Here is a 17,470-nt window from a genome sequence, read left to right on the forward strand (position 1 = left end):
CACCCCTTTTTCTAATACGTTTGTATTAAATAATACCAAATTTATTTATTTAATACAATTGTGTTAAAATATATTTATGCCAAAATTAGTTGATCATGATAAACGAAAAATTCAAATAGCAGAAGCCACTTGGAAAGTGATTGTAGAGGATGGATTAGAACAAGCTACTGTAAGAAAAATTGCAAAAACAGCCGGATTATCAGTAGGTGCTTTACGTCACTACTTTTCAACTCAATCAGAGTTATTATTATTTTCGATGGAGCTTGTATCTGAACGCGTAAAACAACGAGCTGAAGGAAAAAATTTTGAAGGCTCTCCCATGGAGATGGTAACTGAAGCGATATGCGAGTTATTGCCTGTGGATGAAGAGCGGCGGATTGAAATGGAGGTATGGTTTGTTTTCTCTGCCAAAACGCTCGTCGATGCGAAGCTTGAAGCACTAAGTGAAACCGTTTATTCCGAAATGCATCAAGGATTAAGGAATGTCATCGAGCTCCTATACTCTCTTGACCTTCTTAAAGAAAATCTCGATCTAGATGTTGAAATTGATCGGTTACATGCGTTAGTTGATGGCATGGCACTGCACCATCTGTTACATCCTGCCACCTTCATGTATGAGAAAATGATCCGAACATTAACTTATCATATAGAAACGCTTTGTAAAGGTTCCTTATAAATTTTTACCACCTCACGAATAGATCTATAGGTTCGGGTGAGAATAACATAACGACTTGGTAAAGGAGGACGTTATGTATGAACAAAGAACGAGCAAAAGAAATCTTCCACTCCCCTGAAATGATCGATGTCACTCATGAGGACAGACACGTCTATATTGAAGAAGTCATTGAAAGAAATGAGACCGCTCGAGTTCATCCGATGGATCAGCCAAACATCATTCAAGAAGTTCCATTGTATGAATTAAAAGAAGCTCAACATTAAAAACAGTCTGGGTAAAATAGAATAAAGCATTAAATAATCCGAACGATTTTATAGAAATCAGTTCGGATTATTTATGTTACATCGAATGTGCGCCGCTTCGTCAAAATACTTCGCTTTCCGTGGGCACGTCCTCAGCTTCCTCAGAAAGCAAAGAGCGCTTTCCTGCGGGATCTTCGGCTCGGGCTGTTCCCACAGAATTCTTCGTATTTTGACTACGCTCATGATCTGCTTTTTACGAATGTTCGTTTTTAGTTGATCACATTATTTTTTCAACGGCTTGCCCGCGGTTTTGTCTAAACCAACCGCAGTACCTGCTCTAGAGGAATCGGCAGCACCTTTATAAGTCCCGTCTTCCAGGATCTTTATAGCTTGGACATTTCCTATTTCTACAGGACTGCTCTGCCATTCATGTCCCCATTCTTCCATTGTGTCTCTAACATCAGTTGGTATACCTTCCTCCCACCTGATTTGAGGGTAAGAAGCACTATAAATTCTCGGCTCCTCAATGGCATCCTTTAACTCCATATCATAATCAATGACATTTACGAGTGTTTGAAGGACAGAAGTGATAATGGTAGGTCCGCCTGGTGAACCGAGTGTCATAAATGGTTCGCCATCTTCAAATACCATCGTAGGCGTCATACTGCTCATTGGACGTTTGTTTGGCTCAACCTGATTAGGACCGCCTGGCACAGCGCTGAAGTCCGTGATTTCATTATTCAGCATGAAACCATATTCAGGAACCATAATTCCGGAACCAAAGACTTGTTCAATCGTCGTCGTATAGGACACGTGATTTCCCCATTTATCTGCTACACTGAAATGAGTCGTCTCTCCAATTTCGCGGTCATCCTCTTCATTAACCGTCGCTTCAGGTGCTCCATCTTGATAAGCCCATGGATCTCCCGGTTCGACATTTTCATTTGCCTGGCCAAATTCAATAAGAGAGGCACGCTCTGCTAAGTATTCTTCATTCAACATACCTTCCATAGGTACATCCACAAATTGTGTATCTCCAATGTATGCATTTCGATCGGCATAGGCAAGGTGCATCGCTTCAGCCAGTAAATGGTACTTTTCAGGCGACCTTGCATCGTACTCACTAAAGTCAAAGCCTTCTAACATTTTTAACATTTGAAGAACGGTCAGTCCTCCTGAACTCGGAGGCGACATCGAAACAATCTCATACCCCCGGTACGTGCCTGTTACAGGTTCATCAATTGATAGTTCATAATTAGCCAAATCCTGACTGGTCATGCTTCCCCCAAATTCTTGGACGGTATCTGCCAGTGCCTGACCAATTTCACCGCCGTAAAAGGCATCAAGGCCGCTTTTCCGAATTTCCTTAAAAGTGTTAGCTAAATCTTCCTGAACTAATAATTCGCCTTCCTGTAATGGTTCCCCATTAGGCATAAACACATCCTTTGCTGCACTTCTGCCTAATTCATACTGATTATCTTCAATAGCATCCGCAAGGACATCATTGACCTCTACCCCTTTTTGGGCAAGCTTAATGGCTGGGTTAATCAGTTGATTAAAAGGCTGCGTTCCCCATTCTTCATGGGCTGTCATTAACCCTTTCAACGTTCCAGGAACACCTACTGCATCTCCGCTAATATGGCGCTCTGAAAAAGGGATGACATTCCCGTTTTCATCAAGAAACATATCTGGGGTAGCCCCTGCTGGAGCACGTTCACGACTATCAATGATGGAGACATCGTCTTCATTAGCATCGTACACCATCATAAAACCACCGCCGCCAATCCCCGACATCATAGGTTCAGCTACGTTAAGTGCCAATTGAATGGCAATCGCTGCATCCATTGCAGTGCCGCCTTTGCGAAGAACCTCCGCTCCTATTTCTGATGCCGCCGGGTGAGCAGTAGCTACCATTCCCTCTGTTCCATAGGCCACTTCATCATTTGATTGCTGTGGTCCTTTGGCAAGGGCTCCTGCTGGTAATGACATGGTGAACAAAAGCACAATCATGACAAACCAAGATAAAAACCGAGTACGTTTTACGTTCAATATTTCTCCTCCTTTCTATATTGTTCTACATTTTACAGAATATTCGAAATATATCATATAGACGATACCTCCTAATTACTGCTAATTTATAGAAGGCCATTCATCGAATGATGAAATTCTACGGTTCCATTCGACTATTAAACGACATCATTCAACGAAAGCCCCTATAAAAGCACACAAATTAAATAGGTAGTTGGATAGACACCATTCAACAAAAAAATGGACCAGTTTCAGCCTGGTCCACGTTTTTCTTACGCTGTATAGTAGAGTTGGTCAATCATTTTATAAATCGCAGTTATTTCTCATTTCCCAGAGCTTCTATAACAAACTCTGGAGCATCATTTTCATGAACACCCATGACTGGATTGACGTAACCCCGGCCTTCATCTAAATAAAAACCGACTAAGTAAGCCCCGTTGGATTGGTTAGAAGGAGCCTCCAGCATTTCGTTTATGCGATCAGCATTTTCAATCCTCAAAGGAACTTTACCTGATTCTTTCATTTGTTCAATAGCCAAGTCTGGAGGTAAATCACGGGAATGCTGCCACTCATAAACCTCGACGTATTCAACATCATCGGCTTGCAGCATGACTTGCTCTTGAAGCCCTTCTTCTATCAGCCATTCCTGTGTATTTAAATACGTCAGCTCTAATGAAAAGTGGACAGGCTCTTCACCGTTAATCGTTGCCTCGACAAATGAACCTAATTCAGCTGCACCATTTACCCTCTGATAAGGCAACTGATAAATGTCCTTTTTCACATTTTCCAAAAAGCCTGCTATTTTATCAGGTTCTACAATTTCTATATTACTTCCCTTATAGGGGGCATGAATACTTAGGCGATCAACTTGATCAATATCGACATTAAGGATAGGATTGTTCATTTCTTTATATTCTTTCGTTTTGGAAATAGCGTCTAGTTCTTCTTGTAAGCGAGCGAGGTCTGCTTGATACGAACGATACGTCTCCTCCCCGTTCTCTAATTCATAAGCAATGAAAATCCTTTCCCCGTCTCGCTTAAGCGGATCTCCTTCTTGAAGAAGTTTTTCATGCAAAACTTTAACCGTCTCAATCGTATCCTCTGATTCAATCAACTGATTTTCTTCACTTGTCATATACTCGTCATACTGATAGTAGCTGGTGCCTAAGTAAACACCTTTGACTTCACCGCTGGCAGGAACATGATTTTCGTAGGTGATAAAGACCAGAGGAATTAAAGCAATCAATAAAGCAGCCACTGCTCCATAAACAGCAAGCCCCTTCCACTGGGGGACCGAGAACACTCTCCACGTTTTACGCAGAAGCATAACAGATAAGAAGAACCCAAAAATCCCACCGAAGAAGTATCCAAAGATGATCCATCCATACGTGTTTTGAGTTTCTCCGAAATACATTCCGGCAAATAACGCGAAGCAAAAGGTAACCCCAAACTTAAAAACCGGCCTGAGCCAGGAAACAGCAATTGGGTGCGACGCTGACTCGAGCTGCCGCTTTTTATAAATAAACCTGGAAATAAAGTAAAACAATACCGTGATGAGTACATAAATCCCTAGAACCGAGTAACTTACGGGTATAAAACCTTCCCCTGCATCGATGCTGGAGAAATCAGCTACATCAGCAATCGGCGACAAATGGGGAATGGATTGATCGAGCACTGTACTCCCTGAAAAACCATTGACGTAAAAGCTGATGTGGTAAAAAACAAGTGCAACAATACCCATCGGAAACAAAAGAAGAATAAAAGTCAAAACACCATGCACAGCTGACAGCCCCGTTAACGTTCCGACAAATACTCCTGCCATAAAAACGAACCACGATACAATGATCATTAACAATAGCCAGTTTCCGAGGTCAGCGATATTATAAAAGTCAACGACATCAGCAAACCCTATGAAAAGAAGCATAATGAAGCCAATCAATAGGATTGGCACCAGTAATAAAACAAAACCACTCATTAAGCGGTAGTTAAACAATGTTTCACGACGTATCGGCAGACTATGAACAAAGTCTGAAGATGACGTGACGTGCAAATAACGAAACAGGAACACAGCCATCAACACAGGCAGCCCAAACAAGAGAATCATTTGAATCTCGAATAAAAATGTCGATGAAAATAATCCTGTATCCTTTGGATACATTCCATAGTTCGCTGCTTCAATCACATCATCACTAAGCGCCATGGCTAACTGTAAGGGCAACGTAAACATCAGCCCGATAAAATAAACAATACTAATCCAGCCGACGTTCCTAAAATCCTGCTTGAACATCTCTTTCTTAAACGAGGATGTTTTCAATGGCATAACCCGCACCTCCCAGCTCATAAATAAAAATCTCTTCTAATGTAAGCGGAAGGCGATCAAAAATAACCGGCTGATACTGATGAATGGCTGCCGATATGTCCTGGTCGTTTCCTTTTACAATCATAAGAAGAACGCTTCCCCTTCTTTCGTAATAGAGAATGTCGAGATCACTGTTTAAAATGGCTTCCTGATCACCCGTTAAAGCCACCTGAATTTTATGAACATCGGCTTTTAAATCATCTAAATCCCTCTCAAGAAGCATCTGTCCTTTATGTAAAATACCGACGTGATCACAAATATCTTCCACTTCTCTTAAGTTGTGCGAAGAAATCAATACCGTCATGTCACGCTCCGCCACGTCCTGGATCATGAGGCTGCGTACTTTTTTCCGCATGACAGCATCCAATCCATCGAACGGTTCATCTAAAACCAGAACATCCGGCATGCACGACATGGCCAGCCAAAAAGCTACTTGCCTCTGCATTCCTTTTGAAAATTGACTGATTTTTTTATTTTCCTCTAATTGAAAAACGTCTTTTAACTTTTGGTACCGCTCTTCATTCCACGAATGATAGAGGTCTTTATAATAATTCGCCATATGCTTTACGGTGTATTGAGGTAAAAAGTAAAGGGCATCCGGAAGAAAGACCATTCGCTGCTTCATATCTTGATTTTCAAAAACTTCTTCCTCATTGACCATCACCTTACCGGACTGCTGCTTTAATATACCGACAACCAGACGCATCAGCGTCGTCTTCCCTGCTCCATTGGATCCTAATAAACCGTAGATGGATCCTTTGTCTACATGAAAGGTCACTTCATGAAGTACTTTATCGTTATCAAATGATTTATGAACCTTACATACGTCAATCATTCTCCTGTCCCCTTTCTACTTCCCGAAGAAGTGATTCAATTTCTTTTGAAGTCATTCCAAGATAGATCGCCTCAGCGAATAACTTTCTCAACTCTTCCCTCACTTTGTTCAACTCCTCTTCATTCTCTGATGGTTTTACAGGATGAACGAAGCTCCCTTTTCCTTTTAAGGAATAGATATAGCCTTGAGATTCCAGCTCCCTATAGGCTTTTTGAATCGTATTAGGATTGATCGTCAGCTGCTGAGCCAATTCCCGAACGGAAGGAAGTTTTTCATCCTCTTTTAAAACATTAGTAATGATTAACTGCTTTAACTTTTCCACCAACTGCTCGTAGATCGGTTTTCGACTTCTAACATCCAGCTCAAACATGTATACACCTCCAAACCATAGGTTTATCTGTATTAACTGTATTAGTATATGTATTACAGTTATGATTATAGTCCAATTTCTTTAATTTGGAAAGAGTTTTTTTCATAGGAAAGAATTTTGGCAAAAGAAAAGCGCTTATCAAAAGAGTGATAAGCACTTTTCTAATACGTTATTTTAGAATGGAACCAGCTATTTTTATCAGCGGAAATCGAAATATATAAGCGGTTATAAAGATATTTCAGCGAATAATTTATTTTATCAGCAGTTTTTGAAAAATATCAGCAAATTTTTAAATTTATCAGCGTAACCTCTTACTCATGGAGTAGACGAGCACTTTTTTCACATCAAGCTGAATTTCTTTCTCAAATTCCATCCCTGCCTTGGTGGCGACGCTGATGGACCCCGCATTTCCAGGTTGAACGAGAGCCATCAGTTTATCTACATGTAATTGCTGAAAGGCGACATTCACTAACGTGGCCGCAGCTTCAGTTGCGTACCCATTTTTCCAATAACGCTGGTCAATCCAGTATCCCAGCTCTATCTCTTCTGTATGATCCATACGTTGAGGCACGAGACCAGAGTGACCAATCTTGGCATTATCCTCTTTTCTGATGACTACATGCATCCCTAAATCAGGGTGTTGTTTATATGTATCGTAAATCCAATGCAGGAACGCTTTCATACCCTCCTGATCCTTGACTTCTCCATCACCTATATACTGCATCATTTAAGGATTAGTCAGCATCGATTGTAAAAACCCTTCATCCTCCGGCATATAAGGCCTCAAATATAAACGATTCGTTGTTAAATTCATTTACTCTCTCCTCTATTAGAATTTATCATTCTAATAAGCAGCATGATGAGCAAAACAATCAACCCAAAGAGAAATATACTAACCCCTAATAAGCTCACTCCCATGCCTTCAAAACGCCGTACTACCCATAGTCCGTAGTAATAAACGGACAGCCCTGCCAGGCAAACGATCAGTAATAAAGCAAAAGCAAACTTGCGATGATACAATAGGTAGAGCATGAAAACAAATCCTATAGCCATGAGGATACCAGGCACTACATTTAGTAGGAAATCCATTTCCAGCTGACCTCCTTTAGTTTTACCGACGAAATTCATAATTTTACCAGTGAAAATCGATTTCTATAGATAGTGGGACATAACTCCCTAGAAAATACTGGTAATCAAAGATTATCACATAATAATTAGTGATAGAACCATTTTATAAGAGGTGTTACGAATAATGAATGTTCTGCCAAAAGACTTTTACGAGCAGCCAACGTTAGAACTCGCCCGCTCCCTCTTAGGGTGCGAGCTTGTGAAGGAAACGGACGAAGGTACGGCTTCAGGTTATATTGTGGAAACAGAAGCTTATATCGGACCGGTTGATCGTGCGGCTCACAGTTACAACTATAAAAGAACGAAACGAACAGAGGTTATGTTCGGACCTTCAGGATATGCTTATACGTATGTGATGCATACCCACTGCCTCGTTAATGTGGTCAGCGGCGAGGAAGGAAGCCCGGAAGCTGTTCTCATCCGCGCTGTTGAGCCTCTCGAAGGAATCAACTTAATGTACGAAAGACGAGGAGATAAAAAGGAGAAGGATTTAACGAATGGACCTGGAAAACTAACAAAAGCTTTGGGGATTATTCGCAGCGATTACGGCCGTCCTTATGACAATCCTCCCCTTTATATTAGAGAGGGTTTTAAACCTGCTCACATTTCACAGGGAAAAAGAATCGGTATTGAGAACTCAGGAGATGCGCGTGATTTTCCGTGGCGTTTTTGGGTTACGGATAACAAATTTGTTTCAAGATAAGGGGAATAGGACCTTCCTTTCAGCAAATACTGAAAGTAGATATTCTTAAGGAGGTTCTACTTTCATGAACAGTAACGACTATCACATAGCCAACCTTTCAGAAACTGAACAAGAGAAGTTAGCAAGTCTTGAGAAAGAATTAGGGAAAATATTAATTGCATGGGAAGGCGAACAATCCGTTCAAAATTAATACATGTAAATGAAGGGACAGTTTCTACAAGAGAAACTGTCCCTTTCTTATTCTTTTTCACGTTCGTTGTGATCCCAGTGTTGTTCAAAAGCTTAGCCACTGCTAATGGTTTCATAACAACTCTTTATTATTTAGCAGCCTTTTCATCATCCTTATCTGCCCTCGATGATTAATCTCATCCTCCATTACGTGATACCACAAGTAATAATTATTATGTGGAATTCCATTCGGCCAGTGCTTCAATTCACATAACCACTTATCATCTTTTACTTTCAATTGTTTTAAGGTGTCCGCTCGCACTTCATTCAATAAGGCGGTGTAATAGTGAATGTCTTTATATTTTATACTGCGTCTAGCCATTTCTCCTAACTCTAAAGCGATTCCCCATTTTGATTTTTCCCGTTCAGTTAGATCCCGGTTTTCAAATGAAATCACCTGATGGACAAATTCAATCGCCGCTATATGATATAAGAGAGCTGCGATCGAGTTCCCCTGTTCGTAAGGCAAAGCATCTAGTTCTTCAACAGTTAAATATGCTACTTCTTCTAACGTAACTTCTTTTGTATGCTCCAGCATAGAAACAAGTTCTCCAACCTTAGGTGAATACCCTTCAACCGGCTCGATTTGGTAATGAATCATTTTTGCCCTCCCTCTATACACCTCTTAACATTACCAATTTATAAGAAAATGAATAGTCTAATTTTTTCATCTGAGGAATGGTATACTTAACTTATATAAGAAGAGGCAGGAACAAAACTGAATAAAGCAAAAAATCATCCGAACGATACTATTGAAATCAGTTCGGATGATTTATGTTAAATCGAGTGTACGCCGTCCCGTCAAAATACTACGCTAATCATCTGCGTTATACGATTGTTCGTTTTTGACATCACAGCTTTACTTATGTTCCAGCATTTTTTTGTATTCTTTGATAGCATATGTCCAACTAACAACACCAATTAACATAAGAATAATAGGCAGAGCTTTTAGAGTACCAAAAAAAGAGAAACCTTCCATAGAAAATATGGAAAGGATCGGCCGTCCACTCAACCAAAGTAAAGTTGCTGATTTCTTATTGATGATAAGCTTTTTCTAACTCTTTAATTTCCAGCTTCTTCATTTGAAGCATGGCTTTCATCACTTGTTGTGCTTTTATTGGATCAGGATCATTTAATCGTTCACGTAACAATTTAGGAACAATTTGCCACGACACACCAAACTGGTCAGCCAGCCAGCCACATTCCACTTCCTCCCCATCTTTAGAAAGCTTTTCCCAAAGTTCATCTATTTCTTCCTGCGTGTCACAATCAACTAAAAAAGAAATAGCTGGAGAAAATGAAAAATGGGCACCGCCGTTTAAAGCGATAAAGGACATTCCCTCAATTTCAAATGAAACGGTCATCACACTTCCAGCAGGTCCCGGCCCTGCATCGCCATAGTAAGCAACGTTAAGAATCCTGGAATTAGAAAAGGTGGAAACATAAAACTGCGCCGCTTGTTCCGCCTGGTACTCGAACCATAAATTTGGGCTGATTTTCGAAAGGGAAAGATTCATGTCTTCTTTATGCTCCTTTCCTTTTTATCGCCTGTCTATTGAAAAGATTCGATGCCTGGATCCATTCTCCTGCTTAAAGAAATTTAATTTGATTCGTATCAGCATATTTCTTAATCATGGCTTTAAACGTATCGATTTCCTCTTCTGTATCAAAGAACCACTTGGACAAAATTAATGCGTGATGCTTAGATACATATAATTGAAAAAGATCCTTTTGCTCTTGCACAGACAAGAGATCAGACCATTGATATTGGTTCACTGATTTCTCGAACTTCTGTTTAATATCCATCGAACGGAATATATAGGTGATTTCACTTTGCAGTCTGCGATCTTTATTAAACTCTCTAGTGGCTCTCACATTAATCATAAGAATGAGAAACAACAATACGAAACCAGCGAGGAGAAAAGAGACCACACTCGTCACGAGTAATGAAATAAGCCATGGACCTTCCATTGATCGAAAACTCACATAAAAAAACAATGCGAACGCTGCAAGAAAATAAATAAGTTTCACTTTTTTCATATGGTAATTGTTATGCCTTCTATAATCTCCAACGGTTAATGCACCGCTGACCGTCAATCTCTGATTTTCCTTCATGCACTCACTCCTTGAAACGACTTTCCTCATTAGCTTATCACGAAGGAAGAATTTTTTGGCTAAAATTACTTTACATGCTTGATAAAAAGAACGCGTTCTTGTCCTTTTCCATCATAATTGGTGACCACAGGCACACCATTCATCACTTTGTCTCCATGGTCGAAATCAAATCCAATCTTCGTGTGGAAATCAATTGAAGTTTTATTGATCGGAGATGTCACCGCACGAACGATGGAACGTCCTGATTGTTTGACGACATTGAAAAATTCACCGTAAAGCTTTCTAGCGATATCTTTTTGTCTATATTCCGGATCAACGCCGACAAAATGAACATAAGCTTCATCTTTATGCGTTTGAGAATAAAATGTGATGAGAAAACCTATAATTTTCCCATTCTCTTCTGCCACAAAGCTGGTATCTTTAAAATGAATAAAGAACAATTTCGGCAGCATATCAGCCATCGATCGTCCACCCCACCAATCATTAATTAAAGGCGAGATCACACCATAATCATCGGCTGTTACATGTCTAATTTGCACGATTTTACCTCCTCAATAAACGTACGATCGTTTCGAATGATTACTAGTTTTTCTTCATAATCGGCCAACTTCTCCAAAATGACGGGATTCCTCTCAAAAGAAGCATTCCATTTAAACATTTTAATGAATATCGAAAAAGTCGGGGTATAGTTAGCTTTTTCAAAGCCCAGCTTTTGCTTTATAAACCTCTTAATGATTCTATACTTACGTCGTTTATAAGCATTATCTAGAAAGATGATGACGTCAGCTTCCTGAAAACTTTTCATCATCCACGGCTCGTGATGAACACCTTCCACAATCCAAGCCTCGGACACGAGAATATGATTTAAATACTCTTCTCTTTCTCGTTCAGTCCTTCGAATATCTTCTTTATTTCTGATCCATACCACGTTATCAAGCTCATAATAAGGGATATCAAGTTTAGCAGACAGTTTTCCAGTTAACGTCGTTTTCCCGCTCGCTACAGACCCAATAATATGTATTTTCTTCCCTTCCACCAGGCAATCCCCCCTGCGAAAAAATGAACTTGGCAAGCGGCTGCGTCCATAATCCAAATAGAATCCATAAACAAGTGATGAGTAAAAAACAAACGTAAAATTAATGCGATTTTTCATCCTCTTCGTCCTTCCACTGATTCTTCAAGACATCTACGTAGTGTTTGCTTTCAATGAGCGACAAGCCAAATGTTTCTCTCTCTAATTTAACCGCCTTTCCATCTTTTCCCTCATTCAACAGAGCACATAATTTCCGGTTAATCGGATCATCTGGGATCTTAATTTCTGGAACATGGCTGAGCAATTGAATGAGGATCAGAGTAATATCGCACAAGTCGTAGAGGAGTATACAGGGTTAGAGTTAACGGATGATGAAGTAGAAACGATTCGTTCAGCAGAAAAACCAAACGAAGCCATCAATAATGTTGTTAGTGACCGGGCCCTTGTAGGAGGGACGAGTTCAGTACATACCGGTGTGGATGTCCCAATTTATGCATATGGACCAGCATCTGATGACTTTTCCGGATTAGTTGAGAATACGGATCTTCCGAAAATAATGGCTGAAGCGATGGGGGTTAAACTTGGCAGTTCAACAGAAGATGAGCAGAGCAAAGATAAAGGAAAAAATAAAGATAAGCACATTTACTGGGAAGATCAAGGAGGACTGACCTACGCCACACCTTTAATGGGATGGGATAAGCGTACTCTCGTAGACTATTTGAAATCCAATGGCTAACCTTCTGATTTCACATTTCGAGGCGAAATAGCCGACAGCTTTGAAGTTGAAGACTATAAGGGCACGACACCTCAAAACATAACTATGCTCGATCAGTTGAAGAAAGCATTAGACTAGTCATTTACAACAAAAAAACGGAGGCCGCCATATTCAATTTGGCGGCCTTCATTTATTGTTGAGACTATTGAAGAAATGTCGCTATCTTTGTCGTTAAAGCGTTATTAACTGGAGTTAGGGCGCTATCGTTTAGAGATAGGACGTTATCTTCTGACGTTATGTCGCTGTCTCACCTTTCCATTGCCACTACTACCAGTAAAAACCCCCAAGAAAAAAACGCGGCACCGACGGTAACTATCAAATGGCGTCAACTTTATTTTCTAAAGAAAAAGCCCTTCCCTCTATCAGTTTTCTCGGAAGTTCAGTAGGTCACGGAACACTTCAACGTTCACAAAGTCCCTTGAAAAATTCGGCATTATTTCTAACCAATGTACACCTGAGAAGATACCTGAAAGAACAATCAATCCAAAGAATAAAGTAAGCACTATGAAAGTGAATCCAACAAATTCAAGGCTTTCTCTTCGTTCAGTACTCATCATCCTTCTCCTTTCCTATATTCTTAAGGTCAGTGGAAAGGATTACGGATAAAAGCCTTCGTTTTCTTGATAAAGAATAGCGTACACAGCATGAGGTTGGATAAAGCTCCTTTTTTGAAGAAAAGTTGTGCAGAAAACGTTTTTTATAATTGAAACCGGAAGCAGAACTACTTCTTTGCTGGACAAAGAAGGGATGGAATTAACCTGCGAAACAGCCGCAATTGAATGTTGAGCACTCAATTCTTCTTCCTGGTGATAATACGACTGTGGTTGTACCTTTTGCATTCCTAAAAGTAACGTCAGCAAGATGATGAAAATAAAAACTGCTGATTTTTTCTCCAATTGCTTTTCCGCCTATTCTGTATTAGATGTAGTGAGTTGTTAGCAACTATTATTCTTATACTATAACCTCGCGTGAATGTTTCGAGGATAGGGAAGAAGGACTATTTATGCTCCTAATTAAAGAGGTAAAGGAAGGCAATAAACCCGATAATCATAGCTGTAACCAGTATCCCCGTTCCCTTCCAGCTTAACCCGCCGACTAAGTCCGGGAGTCCCGAACCTTGAGCACTGCTGGCCATGCTGCTTTTTGATTCTTCTTGCTTTAATCTTTCTCGGCACATTTCCGGCGTTTCATTATTGTCTCTCACCATCTCATCTCCTTAATTTCTCGTATGGTACATTTAATTAATAGGCAGTATTCGCTTAAAGTTCTTTTAAGTAGAAATTTATGCACCTCTGCTGCTATGATACACGTTGTAAAATTCTTTAAAAGACTGAGCATTTTGTCTATAGACCTTGCGAATGCTGCTGTAGCGATTTTGTAATTCTTTTCTTGAAGCCCATTCATCGTCTTTCGTAACTCTTAACTCATTTTCAAGATGCTGCAGATTGGTAACGAATAAATCTAAAGCGCTTTTCGTTTCCTGATCATACCCTTCTTGGTATAGAGCAAGGGAGAATGCAGCATCGATTGATTGCTCCACTCTGACCTCAGCCATCATAAGTTCTTCAGGCGGCAATTGAGCACTTTCTTGATACAACCAATCAAAATCGTAAATATTCTTCATAATGTACAACCGATTAACAGTCACATCGTCTATGGCTTCGTCCGATTCCCAGACGTCATCCAGAGGTTTTAAAATGTCTTCTTCTGTATAGGTGTGAGCATTCGTCACTTCTACATTTTTGTAAAAACTGATCGGGCTGTACGGGTATTGCCAGATCGAAATTAGGTAAATCGCAAGGATAGCAGCTCCGATCCCCCACCATATTTTCTTTTTAGACGTACTCATTTAGTCCTCTCCTTCTTTTTTTTAGTAACAACGAGCATCGAATTAGCGTTCTTTTGAAATTCATAGGAAACGTTGACCTCCTCCACTGCATAGCCTTGAGAGCTTAAGTGCTCAACCAAATCATCCATTCTTTTATAACGTTTGCCTTCTAAGTCAACGAGAGGAAAAATACGGACTTCTTCTTTGGTAACTCTCAGCAGCTCTTCAAGCGATCTTAGATGAAATTCATAGGTTAAGCGGTCTGCATACATAAACAAGAAATGAGCGGATAGAACGAGCTCAAACTCTTCATCTTTAAAAGGAAGTTCAGGAAGCACAACAGGAAGATAACGATCACTGGCTTCTTTCCAATCCTGTGTACAATTTTCCAATGCACTCTGTCTATACTTCTTTAACTCCTCAATATTTTGAAAGTAACTCCATATGTAATTGTTCTTTGCCTTTTCCATGTGTTCCATCGCATGATGTAAATCTTGCTTCCCTTTATTTTCAAGAACTGCGCCAGAATGATCGTAAGCCATATCAGCTGCGGTAATATCCATCCCTTTTGACCTTCCAACTGCCGTGAATGAACAAGCACCAGAAGGACAATCGAGAATTTTCTTTCCCTTTAACGCTTCTTCATTTAATGAAAACATGTCAAGATACTCTTCGTAGGTTCTTCCAATAAAGATGATCTTTTCTAAATTTAATTTTGTGCGGCTCATCTCTACTCACCTCTTCTAATCTAATTATTGATCATGACACTTACATCAGTCCACCCGTAAGCAACTTCAGTAAGTTCATAACCATCGATTGTTATTTGCTTTTCATCGAGCACAGCTCCACCAAGTGTTTCATAAAACCGACGGTAAGGATTTTCTTCAAGCACCCATACGAGCATCGATTGAATTCCTTCACTTTGAAGTTTACGAGCCAGCACCTCTAACAGCTTTTGACCAAGACCATCTCCTTGCACCTCTTTATAAAAGTAAATGGCGTACAATTCACCTCTAAAAGGATAGTTCCTCGTTCGTTCTAAACCGCCATGACAAAAGCCAACGACCTCTCCATCCATGGTCTCAACAACATAAACAAAATTCTCTGCCTCTTCAACGATAAATTCTTCCCACTTGGATCGCTTATTGCGAGGATCTAGAGAGGATAAAAAGGAGTCAGGAAGAATATTTTCATACGTGGATTTCCAGCTGCTTGTGCTGACTTTCGCAATCTCTTCAGCATCTGCCGCTTTTGCTTTACGGATGTTATACTTCATCCTCCACCTCCTCGGTCGGCTCTTTTTTCCCAAATTCATCTACTAAAAATGAAGAACGAGTGCCAATCGAACGCATATGTTCCCCGTTCCAATGAATGGCGTTTCCATCCGGCAGTAATAAAATCGGATGGCGCAGTCGTTTCACACGTTTATGTATGGCTTGATCGTCCTTATGCTTATAGTGACACCAGATTGAGCGATCTTCTATTAAGTTAAGTCCAGCCACAGGATGTCCACTTTTAAAATGGGTGATCTCTTTCCCGAATATAATCGCTCCTGCACTTTGTCCGTAAATGATCCCGCCGTCTTGAAAGTACTCGATTAACGCCTCATCAAAATCAGCTTCCTTTATTATGTGTAATAGTCGCTGAGAATCGCCTCCACTTATATAAATAGCTGAGAAAGGTTCTAAATCCTGACGTGATTTTCGAGAAACATCTGTCCACATCACAATTTCTTTAATTCCCACTTCTTGAAAAGCTTGTACGATATAATCGTAACTTTCTTTATACGTTCTAACTTGAGGATCACCGGCCAGAGGGATATATAATACCGGCTTCTGTTTGTTGATCAATTCGGCAAAATGCAGGTTTATGACATGCGACTGCTCCGCATTTCCTCCTCCGGACAATATCAATGCCCCTACTTTACTCATCATCTGTCTCCCTAGTTTGTACTTCTGTTTGGTTAATGGATTCTGCATGCTTATTATACCGCATAACGTGACCCTCCCTATTTTGCCTTCTTAAAAGAGTTGGTGTGAAATTCTTGAATATGCTTGCCTTGCTCCACCGTTTCCACGAAATATCCTTCAGTGAGTCGGCTGATCACTTTTTTCCAAAAAGCTTGGGATGGTTTGTTTTTCTCCATTTGATGGACGCTCCACGCACCAGGATATTTGTTAAAAAGCTGAGTGGCCGCTATTTTCCCAAAACCTTGACCATGGTACTTACCGACAATAAAAAATTCTTCAATCGTATTCGGCTGATTCTCAGACTGGCTTTCGAGAAGAGCAAAACCAATCAACTCCTCGTAATGCTTAATGAAATAAGCATGAAAATGATCGTTCTGCCAATATTTATCTAAGTTAAACCATTGGTAAGAACCATCATCCTCTAATTGTATTGAAGGTATATATTTACTAAATTCATAGATGTAAAATTGCATCAGGTTGTGTAAAATATATTCTTCCTCCGCTTTTGCTTCCTGTAGAATGATCATATTCCCACTCCCTTCAATTTCTAAAATATCGATGATAATCCGTCTTGTTTCCATTTGTTATGTCTGTCAATCTGTCTTTCCATAATTCGAGTCTATATATGTAATTATTTCAAATTTTATCAATATTCACAATAAAGGTTTCTATTTTTCATTAAAACTAAACGTTGATGTTGATTTTCATAAGAGAGTTATTCAATGAAATGACATAGAATCGTGTCGCTAAAGGTTTTTAATCTCTTTTGCAAGAGGTCCTATTGGCTCTAAGCATTATTAATGAAATTTGTGCCCTGCCTTTTCCCCCTCATCGTACATAAGCTATCTTTAACGAGTGAAAAGGTGGTGAGAAAATGAGCTATGGTTGTGGATATGGCGGTTTTGGCGGATACGGTCGCAACAGAGGCGGCAGTTTTGCTTTGATCGTCGTTTTGTTCATTCTTTTAATTATTGTTGGAGCATCTTTTTATAAATAAAATAAACCTTTTTTAAATAAGTTAAGGCCGATTGCCTTAACTTATTTATTTTTAGATGGTTCAATACGATATTTTATTATTTTCGCTTCTTATCACTCTCGAGCTTTTCATCCACCTTACTGAATAAACGTAATCTTGTTTCATCTTTAATGGAATAATAGCCCTTTGCCATTCGTAAAGTAT

General features: G+C 39.8%; 25 protein-coding genes. 6 read left to right on the plus strand and 19 right to left on the minus strand.

The genetic code is table 11. The features are described 5' to 3' along the window. Positions 1-76 precede the first annotated feature (76 nt). Together IEV27_RS05160 and IEV27_RS05165 are read left to right on the plus strand one after the other, a co-directional pair. Positions 77-676 carry a TetR/AcrR family transcriptional regulator gene (locus tag IEV27_RS05160; RefSeq protein ID WP_188376368.1) on the plus strand — a complete coding sequence of 200 codons (600 nt, stop codon included), beginning with the start codon at positions 77-79 and terminating at the stop codon, positions 674-676. A gap of 77 nt (positions 677-753) precedes the next feature. Next, positions 754-939, plus strand: a complete 186-nt coding sequence (locus IEV27_RS05165) for an H-type small acid-soluble spore protein (RefSeq protein WP_188376369.1) — start codon at positions 754-756, stop codon at positions 937-939. 261 nt (positions 940-1,200) lie between these two features. Here the strand turns inward: IEV27_RS05165 and ggt are convergent, their stop codons facing one another. The 6 genes from ggt to IEV27_RS05195 all read right to left on the minus strand — a co-directional run bounded on the left by ggt (position 1,201) and on the right by IEV27_RS05195 (position 7,599). Further along, positions 1,201-2,928: a gamma-glutamyltransferase gene (gene ggt, locus IEV27_RS05170; protein ID WP_188376822.1), complete on the minus strand. Its 1,728-nt coding sequence runs from the start codon at positions 2,926-2,928 to the stop codon at positions 1,201-1,203. 334 nt (positions 2,929-3,262) lie between these two features. Beyond that, positions 3,263-5,266, minus strand: coding sequence for a DUF6449 domain-containing protein (locus tag IEV27_RS05175; protein WP_188376370.1), 2,004 nt, complete (start codon positions 5,264-5,266; stop codon positions 3,263-3,265). After that, entirely contained in the window at positions 5,241-6,140 is a 900-nt protein-coding gene (locus tag IEV27_RS05180; protein WP_188376371.1) for an ABC transporter ATP-binding protein, read from the minus strand. The genes IEV27_RS05175 and IEV27_RS05180 overlap by 26 nt, the downstream gene beginning before the upstream one ends. Next, positions 6,133-6,510 (minus strand): GntR family transcriptional regulator, encoded by a 378-nt coding sequence (locus IEV27_RS05185; RefSeq protein ID WP_188376372.1) that lies wholly within the window; start codon positions 6,508-6,510, stop codon positions 6,133-6,135. The genes IEV27_RS05180 and IEV27_RS05185 overlap by 8 nt, the downstream gene beginning before the upstream one ends. Before the next feature lie 298 nt (positions 6,511-6,808). Further along, positions 6,809-7,237 (minus strand): GNAT family N-acetyltransferase, encoded by a 429-nt coding sequence (locus IEV27_RS05190; protein WP_308808304.1) that lies wholly within the window; start codon positions 7,235-7,237, stop codon positions 6,809-6,811. An 83-nt stretch (positions 7,238-7,320) separates the two neighbouring features. After that, the gene (locus IEV27_RS05195) at positions 7,321-7,599 is read right to left on the minus strand and encodes a YesK family protein (protein ID WP_188376374.1); all 279 of its coding nucleotides are present in this window, start codon (positions 7,597-7,599) and stop codon (positions 7,321-7,323) included. A gap of 163 nt (positions 7,600-7,762) precedes the next feature. Here IEV27_RS05195 and IEV27_RS05200 point away from each other — a divergent pair, with 163 nt between their 5' ends. Then, complete coding sequence (locus IEV27_RS05200) at positions 7,763-8,341, plus strand: DNA-3-methyladenine glycosylase (protein ID WP_188376375.1); 579 nt, start codon at positions 7,763-7,765, stop codon at positions 8,339-8,341. Positions 8,342-8,405: 64 nt separating this feature from the next. Continuing rightward, positions 8,406-8,531: a hypothetical protein gene (locus IEV27_RS19965; RefSeq protein ID WP_268235630.1), complete on the plus strand. Its 126-nt coding sequence runs from the start codon at positions 8,406-8,408 to the stop codon at positions 8,529-8,531. Positions 8,532-8,642: 111 nt separating this feature from the next. Here the strand turns inward: IEV27_RS19965 and IEV27_RS05205 are convergent, their stop codons facing one another. The 5 genes from IEV27_RS05205 to IEV27_RS05225 all read right to left on the minus strand — a co-directional run bounded on the left by IEV27_RS05205 (position 8,643) and on the right by IEV27_RS05225 (position 11,837). Continuing rightward, entirely contained in the window at positions 8,643-9,170 is a 528-nt protein-coding gene (locus tag IEV27_RS05205; protein ID WP_188376376.1) for a DinB family protein, read from the minus strand. Positions 9,171-9,603: 433 nt separating this feature from the next. Then, positions 9,604-10,086 (minus strand): VOC family protein, encoded by a 483-nt coding sequence (locus tag IEV27_RS05210; protein WP_188376377.1) that lies wholly within the window; start codon positions 10,084-10,086, stop codon positions 9,604-9,606. 73 nt (positions 10,087-10,159) lie between these two features. After that, complete coding sequence (locus IEV27_RS05215; RefSeq protein WP_188376378.1) at positions 10,160-10,684, minus strand: YcxB family protein; 525 nt, start codon at positions 10,682-10,684, stop codon at positions 10,160-10,162. Positions 10,685-10,749: 65 nt separating this feature from the next. Beyond that, positions 10,750-11,223 carry a GNAT family N-acetyltransferase gene (locus tag IEV27_RS05220; protein WP_188376379.1) on the minus strand — a complete coding sequence of 158 codons (474 nt, stop codon included), beginning with the start codon at positions 11,221-11,223 and terminating at the stop codon, positions 10,750-10,752. Continuing rightward, positions 11,205-11,837 (minus strand): P-loop NTPase family protein, encoded by a 633-nt coding sequence (locus tag IEV27_RS05225; protein WP_229734840.1) that lies wholly within the window; start codon positions 11,835-11,837, stop codon positions 11,205-11,207. The genes IEV27_RS05220 and IEV27_RS05225 overlap by 19 nt, the downstream gene beginning before the upstream one ends. A 172-nt stretch (positions 11,838-12,009) precedes the next feature. Between IEV27_RS05225 and IEV27_RS05230 the strand changes: the two genes are divergently transcribed. Further along, positions 12,010-12,453, plus strand: a complete 444-nt coding sequence (locus IEV27_RS05230) for an alkaline phosphatase (RefSeq protein WP_188376380.1) — start codon at positions 12,010-12,012, stop codon at positions 12,451-12,453. Between the two features lie 401 nt (positions 12,454-12,854). Here the strand turns inward: IEV27_RS05230 and IEV27_RS05235 are convergent, their stop codons facing one another. The 8 genes from IEV27_RS05235 to IEV27_RS05270 all read right to left on the minus strand — a co-directional run bounded on the left by IEV27_RS05235 (position 12,855) and on the right by IEV27_RS05270 (position 16,817). Further along, positions 12,855-13,046 (minus strand): hypothetical protein, encoded by a 192-nt coding sequence (locus IEV27_RS05235; protein ID WP_188376381.1) that lies wholly within the window; start codon positions 13,044-13,046, stop codon positions 12,855-12,857. A gap of 42 nt (positions 13,047-13,088) precedes the next feature. Next, positions 13,089-13,388, minus strand: coding sequence for a hypothetical protein (locus tag IEV27_RS05240; RefSeq protein ID WP_188376382.1), 300 nt, complete (start codon positions 13,386-13,388; stop codon positions 13,089-13,091). Between the two features lie 113 nt (positions 13,389-13,501). Then, positions 13,502-13,699, minus strand: a complete 198-nt coding sequence (locus IEV27_RS05245) for a DUF6366 family protein (RefSeq protein WP_188376383.1) — start codon at positions 13,697-13,699, stop codon at positions 13,502-13,504. A 75-nt stretch (positions 13,700-13,774) separates the two neighbouring features. After that, a complete protein-coding gene (locus tag IEV27_RS05250; protein ID WP_188376384.1) occupies positions 13,775-14,341 on the minus strand; it encodes a cell division protein FtsQ/DivIB in 567 nt (188 codons plus the stop codon). After that, positions 14,338-15,048 (minus strand): class I SAM-dependent methyltransferase, encoded by a 711-nt coding sequence (locus IEV27_RS05255; RefSeq protein WP_188376385.1) that lies wholly within the window; start codon positions 15,046-15,048, stop codon positions 14,338-14,340. The genes IEV27_RS05250 and IEV27_RS05255 overlap by 4 nt, the downstream gene beginning before the upstream one ends. Positions 15,049-15,068: 20 nt before the next feature. Beyond that, positions 15,069-15,596 (minus strand): GNAT family N-acetyltransferase, encoded by a 528-nt coding sequence (locus tag IEV27_RS05260; protein WP_188376386.1) that lies wholly within the window; start codon positions 15,594-15,596, stop codon positions 15,069-15,071. Further along, positions 15,586-16,251 (minus strand): Type 1 glutamine amidotransferase-like domain-containing protein, encoded by a 666-nt coding sequence (locus IEV27_RS05265; RefSeq protein ID WP_188376387.1) that lies wholly within the window; start codon positions 16,249-16,251, stop codon positions 15,586-15,588. The genes IEV27_RS05260 and IEV27_RS05265 overlap by 11 nt, the downstream gene beginning before the upstream one ends. Positions 16,252-16,328: 77 nt before the next feature. Further along, the gene (locus IEV27_RS05270) at positions 16,329-16,817 is read right to left on the minus strand and encodes a GNAT family N-acetyltransferase (protein ID WP_188376388.1); all 489 of its coding nucleotides are present in this window, start codon (positions 16,815-16,817) and stop codon (positions 16,329-16,331) included. Between the two features lie 347 nt (positions 16,818-17,164). On the opposite strand from IEV27_RS05270, the gene IEV27_RS05275 reads away from it, so the two are divergent. Further along, positions 17,165-17,287 (plus strand): YjcZ family sporulation protein, encoded by a 123-nt coding sequence (locus IEV27_RS05275; protein WP_188376389.1) that lies wholly within the window; start codon positions 17,165-17,167, stop codon positions 17,285-17,287. Positions 17,288-17,470: the final 183 nt, after the last annotated feature.

The organism is Halobacillus andaensis, from assembly GCF_014636475.1.
Lineage (GTDB): Bacteria > Bacillota > Bacilli > Bacillales > Halobacillaceae > Halobacillus_A > Halobacillus_A andaensis.

Coding starts and splice junctions, on each gene's coding strand:
- IEV27_RS05205 (WP_188376376.1), bottom strand. CDS start 9,170: ATGATTCATTACCAAATCGAGCCGGTTGAAGGGTATTCACCTAAGGTT.
- IEV27_RS05175 (WP_188376370.1), bottom strand. CDS start 5,266: ATGCCATTGAAAACATCCTCGTTTAAGAAAGAGATGTTCAAGCAGGAT.
- IEV27_RS05245 (WP_188376383.1), bottom strand. CDS start 13,699: ATGGTGAGAGACAATAATGAAACGCCGGAAATGTGCCGAGAAAGATTA.
- IEV27_RS05215 (WP_188376378.1), bottom strand. CDS start 10,684: ATGAAGGAAAATCAGAGATTGACGGTCAGCGGTGCATTAACCGTTGGA.
- IEV27_RS05200 (WP_188376375.1), top strand. CDS start 7,763: ATGAATGTTCTGCCAAAAGACTTTTACGAGCAGCCAACGTTAGAACTC.
- IEV27_RS05180 (WP_188376371.1), bottom strand. CDS start 6,140: ATGATTGACGTATGTAAGGTTCATAAATCATTTGATAACGATAAAGTA.
- IEV27_RS05210 (WP_188376377.1), bottom strand. CDS start 10,086: ATGAATCTTTCCCTTTCGAAAATCAGCCCAAATTTATGGTTCGAGTAC.
- IEV27_RS05255 (WP_188376385.1), bottom strand. CDS start 15,048: ATGAGCCGCACAAAATTAAATTTAGAAAAGATCATCTTTATTGGAAGA.
- IEV27_RS05160 (WP_188376368.1), top strand. CDS start 77: ATGCCAAAATTAGTTGATCATGATAAACGAAAAATTCAAATAGCAGAA.
- IEV27_RS05230 (WP_188376380.1), top strand. CDS start 12,010: ATGGCTGAGCAATTGAATGAGGATCAGAGTAATATCGCACAAGTCGTA.
- IEV27_RS05265 (WP_188376387.1), bottom strand. CDS start 16,251: ATGAGTAAAGTAGGGGCATTGATATTGTCCGGAGGAGGAAATGCGGAG.
- IEV27_RS05250 (WP_188376384.1), bottom strand. CDS start 14,341: ATGAGTACGTCTAAAAAGAAAATATGGTGGGGGATCGGAGCTGCTATC.
- IEV27_RS19965 (WP_268235630.1), top strand. CDS start 8,406: ATGAACAGTAACGACTATCACATAGCCAACCTTTCAGAAACTGAACAA.
- IEV27_RS05190 (WP_308808304.1), bottom strand. CDS start 7,237: ATGATGCAGTATATAGGTGATGGAGAAGTCAAGGATCAGGAGGGTATG.
- IEV27_RS05225 (WP_229734840.1), bottom strand. CDS start 11,837: ATGAAAAATCGCATTAATTTTACGTTTGTTTTTTACTCATCACTTGTT.
- IEV27_RS05275 (WP_188376389.1), top strand. CDS start 17,165: ATGAGCTATGGTTGTGGATATGGCGGTTTTGGCGGATACGGTCGCAAC.
- IEV27_RS05235 (WP_188376381.1), bottom strand. CDS start 13,046: ATGAGTACTGAACGAAGAGAAAGCCTTGAATTTGTTGGATTCACTTTC.
- IEV27_RS05270 (WP_188376388.1), bottom strand. CDS start 16,817: ATGATCATTCTACAGGAAGCAAAAGCGGAGGAAGAATATATTTTACAC.
- ggt (WP_188376822.1), bottom strand. CDS start 2,928: ATGATTGTGCTTTTGTTCACCATGTCATTACCAGCAGGAGCCCTTGCC.
- IEV27_RS05195 (WP_188376374.1), bottom strand. CDS start 7,599: ATGGATTTCCTACTAAATGTAGTGCCTGGTATCCTCATGGCTATAGGA.
- IEV27_RS05260 (WP_188376386.1), bottom strand. CDS start 15,596: ATGAAGTATAACATCCGTAAAGCAAAAGCGGCAGATGCTGAAGAGATT.
- IEV27_RS05185 (WP_188376372.1), bottom strand. CDS start 6,510: ATGTTTGAGCTGGATGTTAGAAGTCGAAAACCGATCTACGAGCAGTTG.
- IEV27_RS05165 (WP_188376369.1), top strand. CDS start 754: ATGAACAAAGAACGAGCAAAAGAAATCTTCCACTCCCCTGAAATGATC.